The 19,260-nt window shown below is 69.1% G+C and carries 16 protein-coding genes; 12 read left to right on the top strand and 4 right to left on the bottom strand.

Features of this window, described 5'->3' with window-relative positions; all coding sequences use genetic code 11:
• Window positions 1-88 precede the first annotated feature (88 nt).
• Window positions 89-2,362, top strand: coding sequence for an acyl-CoA dehydrogenase (locus AC1RLW_RS13350; RefSeq protein ID WP_493193408.1), 2,274 nt, complete (start codon window positions 89-91; stop codon window positions 2,360-2,362).
• Here the strand turns inward: AC1RLW_RS13350 and AC1RLW_RS13355 are convergent.
• The gene (locus AC1RLW_RS13355; protein ID WP_493193409.1) at window positions 2,256-3,122 is read right to left on the bottom strand and encodes a helix-turn-helix domain-containing protein; all 867 of its coding nucleotides are present in this window, start codon (window positions 3,120-3,122) and stop codon (window positions 2,256-2,258) included. The genes AC1RLW_RS13350 and AC1RLW_RS13355 overlap by 107 nt on opposite strands.
• Before the next feature lie 132 nt (window positions 3,123-3,254).
• Here AC1RLW_RS13355 and AC1RLW_RS13360 point away from each other — a divergent pair, with 132 nt between their 5' ends.
• The 11 genes from AC1RLW_RS13360 to AC1RLW_RS13410 all read left to right on the top strand — a co-directional run bounded on the left by AC1RLW_RS13360 (window position 3,255) and on the right by AC1RLW_RS13410 (window position 15,508).
• A complete protein-coding gene (locus tag AC1RLW_RS13360) occupies window positions 3,255-3,668 on the top strand; it encodes a hypothetical protein (RefSeq protein WP_493193410.1) in 414 nt (137 codons plus the stop codon).
• Window positions 3,669-3,958: 290 nt separating this feature from the next.
• A complete protein-coding gene (locus AC1RLW_RS13365; RefSeq protein ID WP_493193412.1) occupies window positions 3,959-6,832 on the top strand; it encodes an aconitate hydratase in 2,874 nt (957 codons plus the stop codon).
• Window positions 6,833-6,842: 10 nt separating this feature from the next.
• Window positions 6,843-7,304 (top strand): metallophosphoesterase family protein, encoded by a 462-nt coding sequence (locus AC1RLW_RS13370; protein ID WP_493193414.1) that lies wholly within the window; start codon window positions 6,843-6,845, stop codon window positions 7,302-7,304.
• 121 nt (window positions 7,305-7,425) lie between these two features.
• On the top strand, window positions 7,426-8,262 hold the full coding sequence (gene efeU / locus AC1RLW_RS13375) for an iron uptake transporter permease EfeU (RefSeq protein ID WP_493193415.1): 837 nt from the start codon (window positions 7,426-7,428) through the stop codon (window positions 8,260-8,262).
• Between the two features lie 12 nt (window positions 8,263-8,274).
• Entirely contained in the window at window positions 8,275-9,456 is a 1,182-nt protein-coding gene (gene efeO, locus AC1RLW_RS13380) for an iron uptake system protein EfeO (RefSeq protein WP_493193416.1), read from the top strand.
• 22 nt (window positions 9,457-9,478) lie between these two features.
• On the top strand, window positions 9,479-10,780 hold the full coding sequence (gene efeB / locus AC1RLW_RS13385; protein ID WP_493193418.1) for an iron uptake transporter deferrochelatase/peroxidase subunit: 1,302 nt from the start codon (window positions 9,479-9,481) through the stop codon (window positions 10,778-10,780).
• A 44-nt stretch (window positions 10,781-10,824) separates the two neighbouring features.
• Window positions 10,825-11,661 carry an iron uptake system protein EfeO gene (efeO, locus tag AC1RLW_RS13390; protein WP_493193419.1) on the top strand — a complete coding sequence of 279 codons (837 nt, stop codon included), beginning with the start codon at window positions 10,825-10,827 and terminating at the stop codon, window positions 11,659-11,661.
• Between the two features lie 139 nt (window positions 11,662-11,800).
• On the top strand, window positions 11,801-12,100 hold the full coding sequence (locus AC1RLW_RS13395) for a FeoA family protein (RefSeq protein ID WP_070062301.1): 300 nt from the start codon (window positions 11,801-11,803) through the stop codon (window positions 12,098-12,100).
• Entirely contained in the window at window positions 12,093-13,988 is a 1,896-nt protein-coding gene (gene feoB / locus AC1RLW_RS13400; protein ID WP_493193420.1) for a ferrous iron transport protein B, read from the top strand. Before AC1RLW_RS13395 ends, feoB begins: the two co-directional genes overlap by 8 nt.
• 27 nt (window positions 13,989-14,015) lie before the next feature.
• A complete protein-coding gene (locus AC1RLW_RS13405) occupies window positions 14,016-14,318 on the top strand; it encodes a DUF6587 family protein (RefSeq protein WP_493193421.1) in 303 nt (100 codons plus the stop codon).
• Between the two features lie 5 nt (window positions 14,319-14,323).
• Window positions 14,324-15,508, top strand: coding sequence for an FAD-dependent monooxygenase (locus AC1RLW_RS13410; protein WP_493193422.1), 1,185 nt, complete (start codon window positions 14,324-14,326; stop codon window positions 15,506-15,508).
• A 265-nt stretch (window positions 15,509-15,773) separates the two neighbouring features.
• On the opposite strand, the gene AC1RLW_RS13415 is transcribed toward AC1RLW_RS13410, so the two are convergent.
• The 3 genes from AC1RLW_RS13415 to kynU all read right to left on the bottom strand — a co-directional run bounded on the left by AC1RLW_RS13415 (window position 15,774) and on the right by kynU (window position 19,256).
• Window positions 15,774-17,027, bottom strand: a complete 1,254-nt coding sequence (locus tag AC1RLW_RS13415) for an SMI1/KNR4 family protein (RefSeq protein ID WP_493193423.1) — start codon at window positions 17,025-17,027, stop codon at window positions 15,774-15,776.
• A 94-nt stretch (window positions 17,028-17,121) separates the two neighbouring features.
• Window positions 17,122-17,979: a tryptophan 2,3-dioxygenase gene (kynA, locus tag AC1RLW_RS13420; protein WP_369629777.1), complete on the bottom strand. Its 858-nt coding sequence runs from the start codon at window positions 17,977-17,979 to the stop codon at window positions 17,122-17,124.
• Entirely contained in the window at window positions 17,976-19,256 is a 1,281-nt protein-coding gene (gene kynU, locus AC1RLW_RS13425) for a kynureninase (RefSeq protein ID WP_493193424.1), read from the bottom strand. The genes kynA and kynU overlap by 4 nt, the downstream gene beginning before the upstream one ends.
• Window positions 19,257-19,260 lie beyond the last annotated feature (4 nt).

The raw sequence follows: 19,260 nt of genomic DNA on the forward strand, positions 1-19,260 counted from the left end.
GCGAACGCCCTTGACCGGCCCGGTGCGGGCCGGTGCCGTCCAAGAATGGACGCATGCCGCGCGCTCCGGTGCGGCGCAAGGAGACCCCATGCCACTGGCGACCCTGATCGGCCGATGGGCGATGCAGCCTTTCTCCAAGGCCCTGCCGCCGCTGGGCGACACCGAGCGTGCCGCGCTCGAGGCCGGCACGGTCGGGTTCGAAGGCCAGCTCTTTGCCGGGCGCCCCGATTTCGATGCGCTGACGGCCGCCGGCCCCAACCAGCTCAGCGCGCGCGAAGAAGCCTTCCTGGCGAACGAGGTGCCCGCGCTGTGCCGCATGCTCGACGACCACGCCATCGACCAGGCGCACGACCTGCCGCCCGAGGTGTGGCGCTTCCTGCGCGAGAAGCGCTTCTTCGGAATGATCATTCCCGAGGCCTTCGGCGGCCTGGGCTTCGGCCACTACGCGCATGCCACGGTGGTGGCGCGCATCGCGAGCGTCAACGTCGCGACCGCCGTCACGGTGATGGTGCCCAACTCGCTCGGGCCGGCCGAGCTGCTGCTGCGCTACGGCACCGACGCGCAGAAAGACCACTACCTGCCGCGCCTGGCCGACGGCCGCGAATTGCCGTGCTTCGGCCTGACCTCGCCCTACGCGGGCTCCGACGCCGCCGCGATTCCTGACCGCGGCGTGCTCGTCGAGCGCGAGTTCCAGGGCCGGCGCACGCGCGGCTTCCTGATCGATTTCGACAAGCGCTACATCACGCTCGCGCCGGTCGCCACCGTGGTCGGCCTCGCGTTCCATGCCATCGACGAAAGCCGGCCCGAAGGCCAGCGCGAGCTGGGCATCACCTGCGCGCTGATTCCCGTGCCGCATGAAGGCATGGAGATCGGCCGACGCCACCGCCCGATGGACAGTGCCTTCATGAACGGCCCGATCCGCGGCCGGCAGGTGTTCGTGCCGATGGACTGGATCATCGGCGGCGAGCCGCAGGTGGGGCAGGGCTGGCGCATGCTGATGGAATGCCTGGCCGCGGGCCGCGCCATCTCGCTGCCCGCGCTGGGCTCGGCGATGCAGCAGACCGCGCTGTACGTGAGCAACGCCTACGGCCAGATCCGCGAGCAGTTCGGCCTGCCGGTGGGCAAGTTCCATGCGGTGGCGGGGCTGGTCGCGCAGATGTCGGCGCAGCTGTACGCGACCGATGCGGCGCGGCGCTTCACGGCGGCCGCGCTCGACAAGGGCGAGCGGCCCAGCGTGGCCAGCGCGATCCTCAAGGTGCAGCTCACCGAGGCCGGGCGGCGCGCGGTCAACCACGGCATGGACATCCTCGGCGGCAAGGGGATCATCTCGGGCCCGTCGAACCTGCTCGGCGTGGCCTACCGGCAGGCGCCGATCGCGATCACGGTGGAGGGCGCGAACATCCTCACGCGCGCGCTCATCGTGTTCGGCCAGGGCGCGGTGCGCTGCCACCCGCACGTGCTCGACGAGATGGCGGCGGTGCAGGCGAAAGACGAAACGGCGCTGGGCCAGGCGCTCATCGCGCACGGCAGGCATGTGTCGCGCAACCTGTGGCACAGCCTCTTCGGCGCGCCGGTGCGCGGCGATCCGCCCGAGGCGCTGGCGGACGAAGCACGGCTCATCGCGCGCATGAGCGCCAAGTACGCGCTCACCGCCGACCTCGCCATGGGGCTGCTCGGCGGCAAGCTCAAGCGCATGGAGCTGCTGTCGGCGCGGCTGGGCGACGTGCTGGCCCATCTGTACCTGGCGAGTGCCTGCGTGTGGCGCTACCGCGTCGATGCGGCGCCCGAGCTGCTGCCCTTTGCGCAGGCCGCGATCCGGCTGCAGCTGGACGAAGCCGGCAAGATCCTGCGCGACCTCTACGCCAACCTGCCGACGCCGGGGCGGCGTCTGCTCGGCGCGCTGGTGCTGCGCCGTACCGCGCACCTGGCGCCGCTGCGCGACGTGCAGCTGATGGCACTGGCCGAGCTGCTGCGCACGCGCCCGGACGTGGTCGCGCGGCTCGTGCCCGATCTGTCGGAGCCCGGCCCGGGCGGCCTGCGCGACCTGATGCAGGCGATGGCGCTCGGCGCGCGGCTGGGCGACGAGACCACCGCGCTCAACAAGGTGCTGCGACGCACGCGCTCGCTCGACGAAGCGGCGCAATCGGCCAGCGACCCCGCGCTGGCGCTGGCCTACCTGCAGGCGGCCGACAAGGTCATTCAGGTCGACGATTTCGAGGGGCCGGCGCGCCATGCGGACGGCACCGTCGCCGATCTCAGCCGCGCGCCTGCTGCGCAGCCAGCGCAGCCAGCGCCGTCAGGGCTGCCGCCGTCTGCTCGTCCGCCGGAAAGAACGACTCCACCGCGAGTTCCTGCAGCGTGACGTCCACCGGCGTGCCGAAGATCGTGATGGTGCTGATGAAGCTCAGCACGCCGCTCGGCATGACCACCTGGAACGGAACGGCCACGGCCGACAGGGCGGTGTCGAGCTGCGGCGCGTCGTGGCTCACGGCCGGCGGCGGGTAGCCTTCCAGCTCGTCGTGCAGCGCCTGCAGCACGGTGTCGCCGGTGGCGGCGATCTGCTGCTGCAGCCGCTCCAGCAGGTGCGTGCGCCACTGCGCGAGGTTCGCGATGCGCGGCGCCACGCCCTCGGGGTGCAGGCTCAGGCGCAGCACGTTGATGGGCGGCTTCAGCAGCTCCGCCGAGCAGCCTTCCATGAGCAGCGGCACCAGCGCGTTGTGCGCCACCAGGTTCCAGTGCCGGTCCACGGCCAGCGCGGGGAAGGGCTCGTGGCCTTTCAGCACGAGGTCGATGGCGCGGCGCGCCGAGGCCATGGCGGGGTCGTCGAGCGAGCGCTGGCGGTACATGGGCGCGAAGCCGGCGGCCACCAGCAGCGCATTGCGCTCGCGCAGCGGCACGTCCAGGCGCTCGGCCAGGCGCAGCACCATTTCGCGGCTGGGCGCGGCACGGCCGGTTTCCACGTAGCTCAGGTGGCGGGTCGAGACCTCGGCCTCCTGCGCCAGGTCGAGCTGGCTCAGGCGGCGGTGGGTACGCCAGTGCCGCAGGTGGGCGCCGAACGGATCGCGCGCGCCGGGCAGGCCGGCGGCGGCGGCCTTGGACGAATGGGTGCGGGGGGTGTTCATGGAGCCGCATTCTGGCGCGACGGCGCCGCCGCGCCATGACCTCCCAGGTCATCGACGCGATCCACGCCCGGCGGAATCATCGACCCCAACGCAGCAGGACTGGCCTACAGCGTACCCACCCAGGAGATTCACATGTCTGTTTTCGCTTCCCCCCGCTTCCTGTCGAACGTGATGTGGGCCGATGCCGCTTCGTGCGCCGCGACCGGCGCGCTGCAGGTGGCGTTCACCGACGTCCTTGCCCACCTGACTGGCCTGCCGGCCTGGCTGCTCATGGGCACCGGCGTGTTCCTGCTGGCCTACGCGGCGGCCGCCGCCTTCATGGCCAGCCGCCGCACGCCGCCGCGCACGCTGATCGGCCTCGTGGTCGTCGGCAACTTCGCCTGGGCCGTGGCCTGCGTGGCGCTGCTGGTGAGCGGCGTGTTCGCGGTCACCGCGCTCGGCACGGCCTGGGTGCTGGCGCAGGCGCTGTGCGTGGTCGTGCTGGCCGAGCTGCAATGGACCGGGCTGCGCCGTACCCGGGACGCCGCCGGCATGGCGATGGCCTGAGAAGGTGTGAATAAACCTACTGCGCGTCCCGATCTCGCATCTGCGGTCCTCACCGTACGCGTGTACGGCTCCGGTCCTCGATGCGACCTCGGCCCGCTCGCTACGGTTTCTTCACACCTTCTGCGCGCCCGACGACCGTCCGCCCCACGCCCGCCGCACCCCGTGCGGCGGGCGTTTTCGCTATGAGAACGATAGTTCCGGAAGAGCCCGACAAGGAAGACCGACTACAGCCACTGACATCGAACCTCGCTATCCTTGAGAGGCTTCCACGAACACACAGGAGTCTTCTCATGGCCAAAGCCCCGGCGCACGCGTTTGCGTCCACCCTCAAGACCTTCAAGACCGCGTCGGGCAAGTCCGGCAAGTACTGGTCGCTGAAGGAACTGGCCAAGCAGTACCCGTCCGTGGAGCGCCTGCCGGTGTCGATCCGCATCGTGCTCGAGTCGGTGCTGCGCAACTGCGACGGCCAGAAGGTGTCGGCCAAGCACGTCGAGGAGCTGGCCCACTGGGCGCCCAACGCCGAGCGCACCGACGAAATTCCCTTTGTCGTCACCCGCGTGGTGCTGCAGGACTTCACCGGCGTGCCGCTGCTGGCCGACCTGGCCGCCATGCGCAGCGTGGCCGCCAAGCTGAACAAGTCGCCCAAGACCATCGAGCCGCTGGTGCCCGTCGACCTGGTGGTCGACCACTCGGTGATGGTCGACTACTACGGCACGCCCAAGGCGCTCGACCTGAACATGAAGCTGGAGTTCCAGCGCAACAACGAGCGCTACCAGTTCATGAAGTGGGGCATGCAGGCCTTCGACACCTTCGGCGTCGTGCCGCCGGGCTTCGGCATCGTGCACCAGGTCAACCTCGAGTACTTTGCGCGCGGCGTCTACAAGAGCCCGGCCGACAAGAGCGACACGCCCGTGTACTACCCCGACTCGCTGGTGGGCACCGACAGCCACACCACCATGATCAACGGCATCGGCGTGGTCGGCTGGGGCGTGGGCGGCATCGAGGCCGAGGCCGCCATGCTGGGCCAGCCGGTCTACATGCTCACGCCCGACGTGGTGGGCTTCGAGCTCACCGGCAAGCTGCGCGAAGGCGTCACGGCCACCGACCTGGTGCTGTACGTCACCTCGATCCTGCGCGCCGAAAAGGTGGTGGGCAAGTTCGTCGAGTTCTTCGGCCCCGGTGCCGCGTCCATCGCCGTGCCCGACCGCGCCACCATCGGCAACATGGCGCCCGAGTACGGCGCCACCATGGGCTTCTTCCCGGTCGACGAGATGACCGTGGCGTACTTCGAAGGCACGGGCCGCACCAAGGAAGAAGTGGAGCGCTTCGCCGCTTACTACAAGGCGCAGGGCCTGTTCGGCATGCCCGCGCCGGGCGACATCGACTACACCAAGGTCGTCAAGCTCGACCTGGGCACCGTCTCGCCCAGCCTGGCCGGCCCCAAGCGCCCGCAGGACCGCATCAACCTGGGCGACCTGTCGACCAAGTTCGCCGAGCTGTACAGCAAGCCCAACGACGCCAACGGCTTCAACCAGCCGGCCGACAAGCTCAAGCAGCGCTACGCGCTGACGCGCGAAGGCCAGAGCGGCGACACCGAAGTGCCCCCGCCGCCGCCCGGCTCGCCGCGCCCGGTCATCGAGATGGTGGCCAACCGCTCGACCAAGGCCGCGGCCCACACCAGCGCCACGGCGCCGTCGGCGCCCAAGGGTGACGTCACCATCGGCAACGGCGACGTGCTCATTGCGGCCATCACCTCGTGCACCAACACCTCCAACCCGAGCGTGATGCTCGCGGCCGGCATCCTGGCCAAGAAGGCGGTGGAAGCGGGCCTGAAGGTGCAGCCGCACATCAAGACCTCGCTGGCCCCCGGCTCGCGCATCGTCACCGAATACCTCGAGAAGGCGGGCCTGCTGCCGTACCTGGAGAAGCTGGGCTTCTACCTCGCGGGCTACGGCTGCACCACCTGCATCGGCAATGCCGGCGACCTCACGCCCGAGATCAACGAAGCCATCACCAAGAACGACCTCATCGGCGCGGCCGTGCTCTCGGGCAACCGCAACTTCGAGGCGCGCATCCACCCGAACCTGAAGGCCAACTTCCTGGCCTCGCCGCCGCTGGTGGTGGCCTTCGCCATCGCGGGCAACGTGATGACCGACCTCATGACCCAGCCCGTGGGCAAGGGCAAGGGCAAGGGCGGCAAGGACGTGTACCTGGGCGACATCTGGCCCACGCCGAAGGAGATCGACGACAACCTGCGCTTCGCGATGAACGCCAAGTCGTTCCGCGCGAACTACGAGAAGGTCAAGAGCGATCCGGGCAAGTTCTGGACGAGCATCAAGGGCACGACCGGCCAGGTCTACGACTGGCCCACCTCGACCTACATCGCCGAGCCGCCGTTCTTCGAGGGCTTCCAGATGCAGCCGCACGCGTCGGACGCGGGCATCCAGGGCGCGCGCGTCATGGCGCTGTTCGGCGACTCGATCACCACCGACCACATCTCGCCGGCCGGCTCCATCAAGGAAAGCTCGCCCGCGGGCATCTGGCTCAAGGCGCACGGCGTGCCCAAGGCCGACTTCAACAGCTACGGCTCGCGCCGCGGCAACCACGACGTGATGGTGCGCGGCACCTTCGCCAACGTGCGCATCAAGAACCTGATGATTCCGCCGGACGCCAACGGCACGCAGGAAGAGGGCGGCGTCACGCTGTTCCAGCCGGGCGGCGAAAAGATGTTCATCTACGACGCCGCCATGAAGTACATGGCAGCGGGCACGCCCACCATCGTGTTCGGCGGCGAGGAGTACGGCACCGGTTCGTCGCGCGACTGGGCCGCCAAGGGCACGCAGCTGCTGGGCATCAAGGCCGTGGTGGCGCGCAGCTTCGAGCGCATCCACCGCGCCAACCTGGTCGGCATGGGCGTGCTGCCGCTGCAGTTCCGCGGCGCCGACTCGTGGCAGACGCTGGGCCTCACGGGCGAGGAAAAGATCGACGTCGTGATCGGCGGCGAACTCAAGCCGCAGATGGACGTGAAGCTGGTGGTGCACCGCGCCGACGGCACGCACCAGGAGGTGACGGTGCGCCTGCGCATCGACACGCCGATCGAGGTCGACTACTACAAGCACGGTGGCATCCTGCCGTTCGTGCTGCGGCAGCTGCTGGCGGCCTGACGGGTCGGGCTTGATCCGCGTCGGGCTCATCTCCGACACCCACGGCCTGCTGCGCCCGCAGGCCGTGGCGGCCTTGCAGGGCAGCGACTTCATCGTGCACGGCGGGGACATCGGCGACGCCGGCATCCTCGACGCACTCGCGGCGATCGCACCGCTGACGGTGGTGCGTGGCAACAACGACCGCGAGGCCTGGGCCGGGGCCATTCCAGAGACGGCATTCCTGAAGGTCGGCGACGTGCATGTCTACGCGATCCACGACCTTTCTCAGATCGACATCGACCCCGCCGGTGCCGGCGTGCGTGTCGTGATCTCCGGCCATTCGCACCAACCCAAGGTCGAAGAACGCAACGGCGTGCTCTACGTCAACCCGGGCAGCGCCGGCCCGCGCCGATTCAAGCTGCCTATCGCCGTGGCCGAGCTGATCGTCGACGGCGACGCCGTCAGCGCGCGCATCGTCGAACTGCCCTTGTGAGCGGGGCGGGGTCGAATACCCCTAATTGAGAATAAATCTTATTTGATGGGGTATCCTCGGGCCGTTCTATGAAAAATGCACCACATCGGGGCATTTTCAAAGAACGCTCTTCTGTTCCGAGATGCTCATTCCCTTTCTCATCATGCTGCGCGAAGGCATCGAAGCCGCGCTGATCGTCGGCATCGTTGCCAGTTACCTGAAACAAAGCGGTCGCGGCGTGCTGATGCCCGCGGTGTGGGTCGGCGTGCTGCTGGCCACCGCGCTGTCGCTGTTTGCCGGCGCCGGCCTGCAACTGCTGGCGGCCGAGTTTCCGCAGAAGCAGCAGGAGCTGTTCGAGGGCGTGGTCGGGCTCATCGCCGTGGTCATGCTGACCACGATGGTGTTCTGGATGCGCAAGGCCGCCCGCTCCATCAAGGGCGAGTTGCACGCGTCGATCGACAAGGCGCTGGCGCAGCATGCCGACGGGCAGGGCTGGGCGCTGATCGGCATGGTGTTTCTCGCGGTTGCGCGCGAGGGGCTGGAGTCGGTCTTCTTCCTGCTGGCCGTGTTCCAGCAGAGCACCGGCTGGGAAGCGCCCGTGGGCGCGCTCGCGGGCATCGCCGTGTCGGTGGTGGTCGGATGGGGCATCTACTCGGGCGGCGTGCGGCTCGACCTGCGGCGCTTCTTCCGCTTCACGGGCCTGTTCATCCTGCTGGTCGCGGCCGGGCTGCTGGCGGGCGTGCTGCGCAAGCTGCACGAGGCCGGCGTGTGGAACCAGTTGCAGACCGTGGTGTTCGACATGAGCGAAACCCTGCCGATGGACAGCCCCGTGGGCGCCGTGCTGTCGGGCCTGCTGGGCTACCAGGCCGCGCCCGTGGTGGGCGAGGTGATCGTCTACCTGGCCTTCCTGGCCGTGACCCTGTTCTTCTTCCTGCGCCCGGCCACTGCTGCGGCGCCGCGCACGGCGACTGCCGGCTGATCTTTTTTCCCGATGTCTTCTTCTTCCCCCTCTTCGTCATCGACGCTCATGCGCGTCGCCGTGGGCGCCTCGGCGCTGCTGGTCGTCGCCGGCCTCGCGGCCTTCTGGTACGCCTCGAACCAGGCGCGCAAGGCGCCGCCCAAGGCGACCGACCATGCCGTCACCGTCACGATCCGCGGCAACGCCTGCGACCCGAACGAGATCACCGTGCCCGCGGGCCGCACGACCTTCACCATCGTCAACCAGTCGAACCGCGCGCTGGAGTGGGAAATTCTCGACGGCGTGATGGTGGTCGAAGAGCGCGAGAACATCGCGCCCGGCTTTTCGCAGACCATGACGGTCAAGCTCTCGCCGGGTGATTTCGCCATCACCTGCGGCCTGCTGAGCAACCCGCGCGGCAAGCTGCACGTCACGCCGTCGGCGGCGTCGCTGGCCGAAGAGGCGCGGCCGTCGCTCGTCAACTACGTGGGCGCGTTGGCCGAGTACCAGGTGTTCCTGCGGCTGGAAGCCTCCACGCTCGACGATGCGGTGCGCGCGCTGGCCGATGCCGTCAAGGCCGGCGACCTGGCGCAGGCACGCACGCTCTACGCGCCGGCCCACCAGGCCTACAAGCGCATCGAGCCGATGGCCGAGCTGTTCGCCGACCTCGACGCGCGCATCAACGCCCGTGCCGACTACTTCGAGAAGCGCGAGGCCGACCCGGGCTTCAGCGGTTTCCATCGCATCGAGTACGCGCTGTACGGCCAGGGCGACGCGAAGGCGCTGGCACCGGTCCTCGACCAGTTGCTGGCCGACACCGAGACGCTGCAGGCGCGCCTGCGCGAGTTGAGCGTGCCGCCCGAGCGGCTCGCCAGCGCCGCCTCGAAGCTGTTGCGCCGCGTGGCCGACAACCTGCCGGCCGGCGGCGAAGACCACTACGGCCACGCCGAGCTGGTGAACCTGCAGGGCAGCTTCGAAGGCACCAAGAAGATCGCCGACCTGCTGCAGCCGCTGCTCGTGAAGGCCGCGCCCGCGCAGCAGAAGGCCGTGGACGAGCGCTTTGCGGCCTTCGACGCAGCATTGGCGCCGTACCGCGCCGGCGAAGGCTTCCAGCCCGCGCCGCTGGACGAGACACAGCGCCAGGCGCTGGCCGTGCCGGTGCGCGCGCTGGCCGAGGAACTGGGCAAGGTGAACGCCGCGCTCGGTCTGGAATGAGTTGAGAGAGAACGACGACCCCATGGAACCGACGAACAAGAACGACACCGCTCCTGCCTCGCCGCACCGCCGCCGCATGCTCGGCGCCGCAGGCGTGGCCTTTGCCGGGCTCGCCGCGTCCGCGCGCGCAGGCGCTGCCGCACCAGGATCGCCCGACACCGGCGCGCAGGTCACCGACGCGCCGCAGAGCACCCACACGCAAGACCGCGTGCCCTTCCGCGGCAAGCACCAGGCGGGCGTCGTCACGCCGCGCCCCACGGCCGGCATGATCGCCTCGTTCTACGTGCTGGCCGAGAACCGCGCCGACCTGGAGCGGCTGATGCGCACGCTCACCGAGCGCATCGCCTTCCTCACGCAGGGCGGCCCGCAGACCGACCCCGACCCCAAGCTGCCGCCCGCGGGCTCCGGCATCCTCGGCCCGGTGGTGCAGCCCGACGGGCTCACCGTGACCGTGTCGGTCGGCGCATCGCTGTTCGACGAGCGCTTCGGCCTCGTCAAGAAAAAGCCGCTGCGCCTGAAGCCGATGCAGCGCCATCCGAACGACGCGCTCGACGCCGCGCTGTGCCACGGCGACCTGTCGATCCAGTTCTGCGCCAACACGCCCGACACCAACATCCACGCGCTGCGCGACATCATCAAGAACACGCCCGACCTGCTGGTGCTGCACTGGAAGCAGGAAGGCTCCGTGCCGCCGATCCCGGCGGTGGCGGGCCAGCCCGCGGAGAGCGCGCGCAACTTCCTCGGTTTTCGCGACGGCTCGGCCAACCCCGACTCGGCCGACGACACGCTCATGAACAAGCACGTCTGGGTGCAGCAGAACGGCGACGAGCCCGCCTGGGCCGTGGGCGGCAGCTACCAGGCGGTGCGCATCATCCGCAACTTCGTCGAGCGCTGGGACCGCACGCCGCTGCAGGAGCAGGAGGCCATCATGGGCCGCCTCAAGCCCAGCGGCGCGCCGCTGGACGGCGGCAAGACCGAGCACGACGTGCCCGACTACACCAAGGACCCCGAAGGCAAGGCGACGCCGATGGACGCGCACATCCGCCTGGCAAACCCGCGCACCAAGGCCTCGGACGCCAACCTGATGCTGCGCCGGCCTTTCAACTATTCGAACGGCGTCACCAAGTCGGGCCAGCTCGAGATGGGCCTGCTGTTCATCTGCTACCAGGCCGACCTCGAGAAGGGCTTTGTCGCCGTGCAGACGCGCCTGGACGGCGAGCCGCTCGAGGAATACATCAAGCCCATCGGCGGCGGTTTCTTCTTCACGCTGCCCGGCGTGCAGGGCGCCGACGACTGGCTCGGGCGCAGCCTGATGGCCGCCTGATCGCTCCCTTTTTCATCACCACCGCACCGCATCCAAGGAGATCCATGACCGTGCAGTTCCGCCGCCGCTTTCTCGCCGTTTTCGTCGCAGGCTTTGCCGGGCTCTACGCCGTCGGCGCGCAGGCCGCCGTGTCGCCGCTCGAGCTGGTCGGTCCGATCTCGGACTACAAGATCTACGTGACGCAGAACGTGCGCAAGCTGGCCGCCGACGTGCGCGTGTTCACCGCCGCCGTGAAGGCCGGCGACATCGAGAAGGCCAAGAAGCTCTACGCGCCCACGCGCACCAGCTACGAACGCGTGGAGCCCGTGGCCGAGCTGTTCACCGACCTCGACCAGTCGATCGACTCGCGCGCGGACGACCACGAGAAGGCCGAGAAAGACCCGGCCTTCATCGGCTTCCACCGCATCGAGTACAGCCTGTGGACGCTCAAGAGCACCAAGGACCTGAACCCCGTGGCCGACAAGCTGCTGGCCGACGTGCTCGAGCTGCAAAAGCGCCTGGGCGCGCTGACCTTCCCGCCCGAGAAGGTCGTGGGCGGCGCCGCCGTGCTGATGGAAGAGGTGGCCGCCACCAAGATCTCCGGCGAGGAGAACCGCTACAGCCACACCGACCTGTGGGACTTCCAGTCGAACTTCGAGGGCGCCTACAAGATCGTCGAGCTGCTGCGCCCGCTGGTCGTGAAGCAGGACAAGCCCTTCGCCGAGAAGGCCGACGCCAACTTCAAGGTGGTGTTCGACACGCTGGCCAAGTACCGCACGGCCGATGGCGGCTTCGAGACCTATTCGAAGCTCACCGAGCGCGACCGCAAGATGCTGGCCGGGCGAGTCAACACCCTGGCCGAAGACCTGTCCAAGCTGCGCGGGATGCTCGGACTGAACTGAGTCCGGCCCCGGGGGCGCGCTCATTTCCGGCTGACCCGGGACTTTTTGGGGTTGGTCAGGTTTTCGCGAGTGAGAATTGCTAGCATCTGGCTTTTGCTTACTGGCGTGTCCCGGGGTTTCCGGGGGGCGCACCTCCACCGTGCGAAACAACGACCTCGGCGCAGCGCCGACCACCACCGCGCTGAGCCTCGACCAGCTTCCGTCCCATCAGTGGGCCACCGTGCTCGACGTGGCCCGCCCCGACAGCGCGGACGACCGCGAGCTGGTGCTGCGCCTGACCGAAATCGGCTTCGTGCCGGGCGAGGCCGTGCGCATCGTCGCCACCGGCACTCCGGGCCGCGAGCCGCTGGCCGTGCGCCTGGGCCACACCACCTTCGCGCTGCGCCGCCACGAGGCCGCGCTGATCCACGTCACGCCGGGGGCCGCCAACCATGGTTGAAGCCGTCATCCAGGGGCCGGGCCGTCTCGGCGCCACCGCGCAGCCCGCGCGCATCGCGCTGCTGGGCAACCCGAACTGCGGCAAGACCGCGCTCTTCAACCTGCTGACAGGCAGCCGCCAGAAGGTGGCCAACTACGCCGGCGTGACCGTCGAGCGCAAGGAAGGCTCGCTGCGCACGCCCACCGGCCGCCGCGTGTTCGTGCTCGACCTGCCGGGCGCCTACAGCCTGAACGCCCTGAGCGCCGACGAGGCCGTCACGCGCGACATCGTCACCGGCCAGGCGCAGGAAGCGCTGCCCGACCTGCTCGTGTGCGTGACCGACGCCACCAACCTGCGCCTGAACCTGCGGCTGGTGCTCGAAGCCCGCCAGTTGGGCCTGCCGATGGTGGTGGCGCTCAACATGACCGACATGGCCAAGAAGCAGGGCATCGCGGTCGACACCGCCGTGCTCTCGCGCGAACTCGGTGTGCCGGTGATCGAGACCGTGGGTGTCCACACCGGCGGCGCGAAGAACCTGCTCGAAGCGCTCGACGCACCGGTCGCCGCCGCGGCGCCCCAGCCCTGGAAGGCGCCCGGGCTGGACGACGTGCTCGCCACGCAGCGCGAGGTGCGCCGCATCCTCGGCCTGGCCGTGAAGGAGCCCGTGGGCAGCCTGGACACCAGCGACCGCATCGACCGCGTCGTGATGCACCCGGTGTGGGGCATGCTGGTGCTGGCCGTCACCATGTTCCTGATGTTCCAGGCCGTGTTCAGCTGGGCCAACGTGCCGATGGACGCCATCAAGGCCGGCACCGAAGGGCTGGGCAACCTCATCAAGACGCACATGCCCGAGGGCATGCTGCAGAGCCTGCTGGTCGACGGCGTGATCGCGGGCGTGGGCGGCGTGATCGTGTTCCTGCCGCAGATCCTGATCCTGTTCCTGTTCATCCTGGCGCTGGAAGATTCCGGCTACCTGCCGCGCGCGGCCTTCCTGCTCGACCGCCTGATGGGCACCGTGGGCCTGTCGGGCCGCTCGTTCATTCCGCTGCTGTCGAGCTTTGCCTGCGCCATTCCGGGCGTGATGGCCACGCGCACCATCAGCAACTGGCGCGACCGCATCACGACCATCATGATCGCGCCGCTCATGACCTGCTCGGCGCGGCTGCCGGTGTATGCGCTGCTCATCGCAGCCTTCATTCCGGCGCGCGAGGTGGGCGGCATCTTCAACCTGCAGGGCGTGGTGCTGTTCGCGCTGTATGTGTTCGGTATCGTCTCGGCGATGGCCGTGGCCTGGGTGATGAAGCGCTTTCGCGACAGCACGCGGCACTCGCCGCTCTTGATGGAACTGCCGGCTTACCGCTGGCCGAACCCGCGCAACCTGCTGCTGGGTTTGTATGAGCGGGCCTGGATCTTCATCCAGCGCGTGGGCACGATCATCCTCACGCTCACGATCCTGCTGTGGTTCCTGTCGACCTTCCCGTCGCCGCCCGAAGGCGCGACCGGCCCCGCCATTCAATACAGCCTGGCCGGCATGATCGGCCGCGGGCTGGAGCACATCTTCGCGCCCATCGGCTTCAACTGGCAGATCTCGATCGCGCTGGTGCCGGGCATGGCTGCACGCGAAGTCGCGGTGGGCGCGCTGGGCACGGTGTATGCGCTCTCGGCCACCGGCGACGACGTAGCCAGCGCGCTGGAGCCGCTCATCGCCGGCAGCTGGTCGCTGGCGACCGCGCTGTCGCTGCTGGTCTGGTACGTGTTCGCGCCGCAGTGCATCTCGACGCTGGCGGCCGTCAAGCGCGAAACCGGCTCCTGGAAATACGTGTGGATCATGGCGGGCTACTTATTCGCCCTGGCATACGTGGCATGCTTCTTGACCTATCGCATTGCACTCGCTTTCGGCGCGGGGTAAAACCACAGGGAAAGGGTTGAAGAAGACATGACACAGCAACTGATCGTCGGATTGATCGTCGCGGCCGCCGCGCTCTACGCGGTCTGGCGCTGGATGCCTGCCGGCTGGCGCCGTGGCGCCGCGCGCAAGTTCGCGGCCGGCACGCAGCGCGCGGGCCTCATCGATCAGGCCCGCGCCGATCAACTCGCCGCCTCGCTGGCCAAGACCTCGGGCTGCGGCTCGTGCGACAGCTGCGGCAGCTGTGCCCCCAAGAAACCCGCTGGCGCCGACCCGACCGACAGCCACAGCAGCCCCGCGCTGACTTCCACCACGCCCAGCACCGGACGCTGAGTCCGATGCCCGCGCACATCCTCGTCGCCGGGGGCGGGATCGGAGGGCTGGCCACGGCGCTGGCGCTGTCCCGTGCTCACCACCGTGCCGACGTCTTCGAGCAGGCCGCCGACTTCGGCGAAATCGGCGCCGGCGTGCAGCTCGGCCCCAACGCCACCCGCCGCCTTCAACAACTCGACCTCGGCCGCGGTCTCGCGGCCATCGCGGCGCGTCCGGAGGCGCTGGTGGTCCACAGTGCCGGAAGCGGCGCCGAACTGGCCCGCATGTCGCTGGGCGATGCCATGCAGCAGCGCTACGGCGCGCCGTACTGCTGCGTGCACCGCGCCGACCTGCACACGCTGCTGCTTGATGCCGTGCGCGCGCAGGGCACGGGCTCGCTGGTCACGGCCGCGCGCATCCGTCAGGTCGAGACCAGCGACGACCTGGTTTGCGTCTCGAGCACCGACGCGCGCGCGTGGGAGGGCGAGGCGCTGGTGGGGGCTGACGGTCTCTGGAGCCTGGTGCGGGCGCAGCTCGAATCCGAATCTGCTGAAGCGCCGCCGCGCGTGACCGGGCATACGGCGTGGCGTGCGCTGGTGCGTCAGGCCGATCTGCCTGCGGCGCTGCGCCGTTCGCGTGTGGATGTGTGGCTCGGGCCGCGTTTGCATGCGGTCGCGTACCCGGTGCGCGCGGGGGATGCGCTCAACGTCGTCGTGATTGCCGAATCTGCACCGGCCGGCGATGCGCGCGATTGGGATCAGGCCAGCAGCCTTGTCGCGCTGAAGCAGGCGATGGGGCGCAGCTGCGCGAGCCTTCAGTCATTGCTCGATGCGATGCCGAGTTGGCGCGCGTGGACGCTGAGCGACCGGGCGCCTGTGGCCGGGCCTGGCGACATGGCGCATGAGCGCGTGGCGCTGGTAGGCGATGCTGCGCATCCGATGGTGCCGTACCTCGCTCAAGGCGCTGGCATGGCGATCGAAGATGCGGTCGCGTTGGCGGATGCCTTGGGCGATGCCTCGGCGCTGGGTGTGCCGGCTGCGTTCGCGCGCTATGCCGAGGCGCGCTGGGAACGCAATGCGCAGGTGCAGGCGCGGGCGCGTCGCAATGGCGAGATCTTTCATGCCACGGGTGCTGTGCGCTTCGGGCGCGACATGGCGATGCGCTTGCTGGGCTCCCGGTTGCTCGATCAGCCCTGGTTGTACGGCGGCTGATTCAGGGCGCGTGCCCAGGCCACCGGGTACTTCCCTCCGCGAATGTCTCCCGGGGCTTCGCCCCTCCTCCTTGATTTCGCTGCGGGAAGCACCCAGTGTCCTGGGCACGATGGGCGCGGTCGTTGTGTTGGCCGATCAACGACTGCACTGCCCAACGCTCACGCCGATGGGGTGCCTTGCGCAGCGAAATCAAGGAGGAGGGCGAAGCCCGGGGGACATTCGCGGAGCAAGGTGCCCCGTCGGCGTGAGCGTCGCCCTGAAAGAATCAGAGCCGGAACGTCTGCAGATGCTCGATGCGCTCCGCGAGACCTTCCTGCCCCAGGTAATGCCCATGCGTCCCATCGCGCATCTGCGCGAGCGTGGTTTCCAGCTCGACCAACATCGCATCGCGATCCGCCACGAAGGCCGGCGGCACGTCGATGCCGATCTGCGTGCAGGCGTCGGCGATCAGGTGCGCGCTGGCGGGCGCACCGCAGGCCGCGCATTTCACGATGGCCGCCACGGTCGGCTCGGCGCCGTTGTCCAGCAGGGCGCTCGTGAGTTCGGGCGAGATCTGACCGTCGATGTTGCGCAGCACGTCGGATGCCACCGGCGCGCCTGCGCGCACCAGTGCTGCCGCGGCGGCGAAGGCGCTGTGTCCCACGGCCACGTCGGTGGCGAGTGCACTGCCTTCATGCGGCCCTTCGAAGTTCAGGCCTGCGGCGGCAAGTTCGGCGACCAGCGCAGCGTCGTCGGTGGCAATCGCGTGGCGCAGTGCCGCGCGTGCGAGCGCCGGGTGATGGCGCAGCGTGCCGTCTGCAAGCGGCGTGCGCCAGTCGACGATGGCGCGGCAATAGAAGGTGACCAGCTTGTCCATCAGGTCGAGGTCCAGCCCGTAGCCTTCATGGCGATCGTCGAGGTAGGCGAGCAGCGCCTGCCCCGAGAAGTAGTCGCCCGTCGGCGCCAGCGGGTCTTCGTCGAGATGCAGCGCCGCGAAGGCGCCATACAGGTCGGCCGCGACGGGGCTCAGGCCGTCTTCGTGCAGCGCGTGCGTCCAGGCCGGCGGCAGGCCCTGCTTCCACGCGATGACCTGGCCGTGCGCGGCGCCGGGCTCGACCACCGCGTAGACGCGGTCGCAGTACTCGAAGCCGCCGAAGGGCAGATGCGTGAGCTTGCCGCTCCAGGGCGTGCCGCTGTCTTCGGCCGCTTCCTCGGCGAGTTCCTGCTCATGCTCGATCCAGCCCTGCAGGTCGCGGTAGCCGTCGCTTCCGTCCCAGAACAGTTCCGACCAGCTGACGCTTTCGACATTGCCGTTCATCGGCAGCGCGAGGTCGTAGTCGAGGCGCCCGCCCGCCGTGTGCTGCCACAGCGCGACCAGCGCCTCGGGCAGCGGGCCGGCGCACAGGGCCTGCACCGCATCGATCTGCTGCTGCGGCATCGGCGGCTGCGCGTCGAAGATCACGCGTTCGGCGAACAGCACGACGCCATGTTCGCGCAGGGTGGAGAGCTCTTCGGCAGAGAACGAGGTGTTGTTGTTCATGGCGGCAGCCTCCGTGTTCTCCAAAATGTAGCGCTTTGCGCCGAGGGAGCAACCCTCGTTCGCCCGGGGCTGCTGCAAGCCCCTGCATGACGCACTACAGATCGGTGCGCAGCTTCCAGATCTCGGGGAACAGCACCACGTCGAGCATCTTGCGCAGGTAGCTCACGCCGCCCGTGCCGCCGGTGCCGCGCTTGAAGCCGATCACGCGCTCCACGGTGGTCACGTGGCGGAAGCGCCAGAGGCGGAAGGCGTCTTCGAGGTCGGTGAGTTTTTCGCCGAGCTGGTACAGGTCCCAGTGGTCGTGCGGGTTGCGGTAGACCGTGAGCCAGGCGGCTTCGACGCCGTCGCTCGATTCGTAGGGCTGGGTCCAGTCGCGCTCCAGGCGGTCGGCGGGCACCGGCAGGCCGTGGCGTGCGAGCAGGCGCAGCGATTCGTCGTACAGCGAGGGCGCGCGGTAGGCTGCGTCCACCTGCGCGAGCAGGTCAGCGCGGTGCGCGTGGGGCTTGAGCATGGCGGCGTTCTTGTTGCCGAGCAGGAACTCGATGCAGCGGTACTGCGCGCTCTGGAAGCCGCTGGAGTTGGCGAGGTAGGGGCGCATCGCCGTGTATTCGGGCGGCGTCATGGTCGAGAGCACGGTCCATGCGCTCACCAGCTGTTCCATGATGCGGCTCACGCGCGCGAGCATCTTGAAGGCGTCAGGCAGGCGCTCTTGCGCGATGCACTGCACGGCGGCGTGCAGCTCGTGCAGCATGAGCTTCATCCAGAGCTCACTGGTCTGGTGCTGCACGATGAACAGCATCTCGTCGTGCGCGGGCGACAGCGGATGCTGCGCGTTCAGGATCTCGTCGAGGTGCAGGTAGTCGCCATAGCTCATGGACTTGCTGAAGTCCAGCTGAGCCTTCTCTTCGTGGACGATGGACTCGGGGGTCTTGTTGTCGTTGTCGGTGCTCATGTCACTGCGTTCTTGCGGTTGAATTCGGCGCGTCGCCACTCGCCGGTCTCGAGCACCTGCACGAGGTGTTCGACCGAGTGCCACACATCCTCGAAGCCGACATACAGCGGCGTGAAGCCGAAGCGCAGGATGTCGGGCATCTGCGAATCGCCGGCGCGGTAGTCGCCGATCACGCCGCGCGCGATCAGCGCCTGCACGATGGCGTAGGCGCCTTCCTCGCGGCTGAGGCACACCTGCGAGCCGCGCAGTGCGTGGTCGCGCGGCGTGACGAGCGACAGGCCCTGGCCGGCGCAGCGTTCTTCGACGAGGCGGATGAACAGGTCGGTGAGCGCGAGCGACTTGGTGCGCAGCGCGGCCATCGCACCGCCGGTGCCGTTGAAGGCTTCGGCGGCCAGCACGGTGTCGAGTCCGCATTCGAGCCCGGCCAAGGCGATGACCGGTTGCGTGCCGCACAGGTAGCGGCCGACGCCCGGCGCGGGGCGGTAGTGCGGCGTGAACTCGAAGGGCGCCGCATGGCCCCACCAGCCGGACAGCGGCTGCTCGAACTGGCCTGCGTGCTTGGTGTTCACCCAGGCGAAGGCCGGCGCGCCGGGGCCGCCGTTGAGGTACTTGTAGCCGCAGCCGATGGCGTAGTCGGCGCCGCTGTCGTTGAGCGCGACGGGCACGGCGCCCGCGCTGTGCGCCAGGTCCCACACGGTGAGCGCGCCCGCGGCGTGCGCGGCGGCGGTGACGGCCTTCATGTCGTGCATGGCGCCGGTGCGGTAGTTGACGTGCGTGAGCATGAGCACGGCGACTTCGTCGGTCAGCGCAGCAGGCAGCTCGGCTGCATCGATGAGCTTCAGCGTGAAGCCGCGTTCACGGCACAGCGATTCGGCGATGTACAGGTCGGTGGGGAAGTTGCTGCGCTCGCTCACCACCAGCTTGCGGCCGCTTGCCTTCTGCTGCGAGAGCGCGGCGAACAGCACCTTGTAGAGATTGACGGAGGTGCTGTCGGTGCACACCACTTCGCCGGGCGCGGCGCCGATCAGGCGGGCCACCTTGTCGCCCAGGCGCTGCGGCAGGTCGAACCAGCTCGCGGTGTTCCACGAGCGGATCAGGCCTTCGCCCCATTCCTTGGCGACCACTTCGGCAATGCGCGCGGGCGCGGCCTTGGGCAGCACGCCGAGCGAGTTGCCGTCGAGGTAGAGCACGCCCTCGGGCAGGGTGAATTGGTCGCGCAGGGCGCGCAGCGGGTCTTGCGCGTCGAGGGCGCGGCAGTCGGCGAGGGTCGTCGTCATGGAA

It is taken from the genome of Variovorax sp. GW822-FHT04A09 (genome assembly GCF_058801005.1).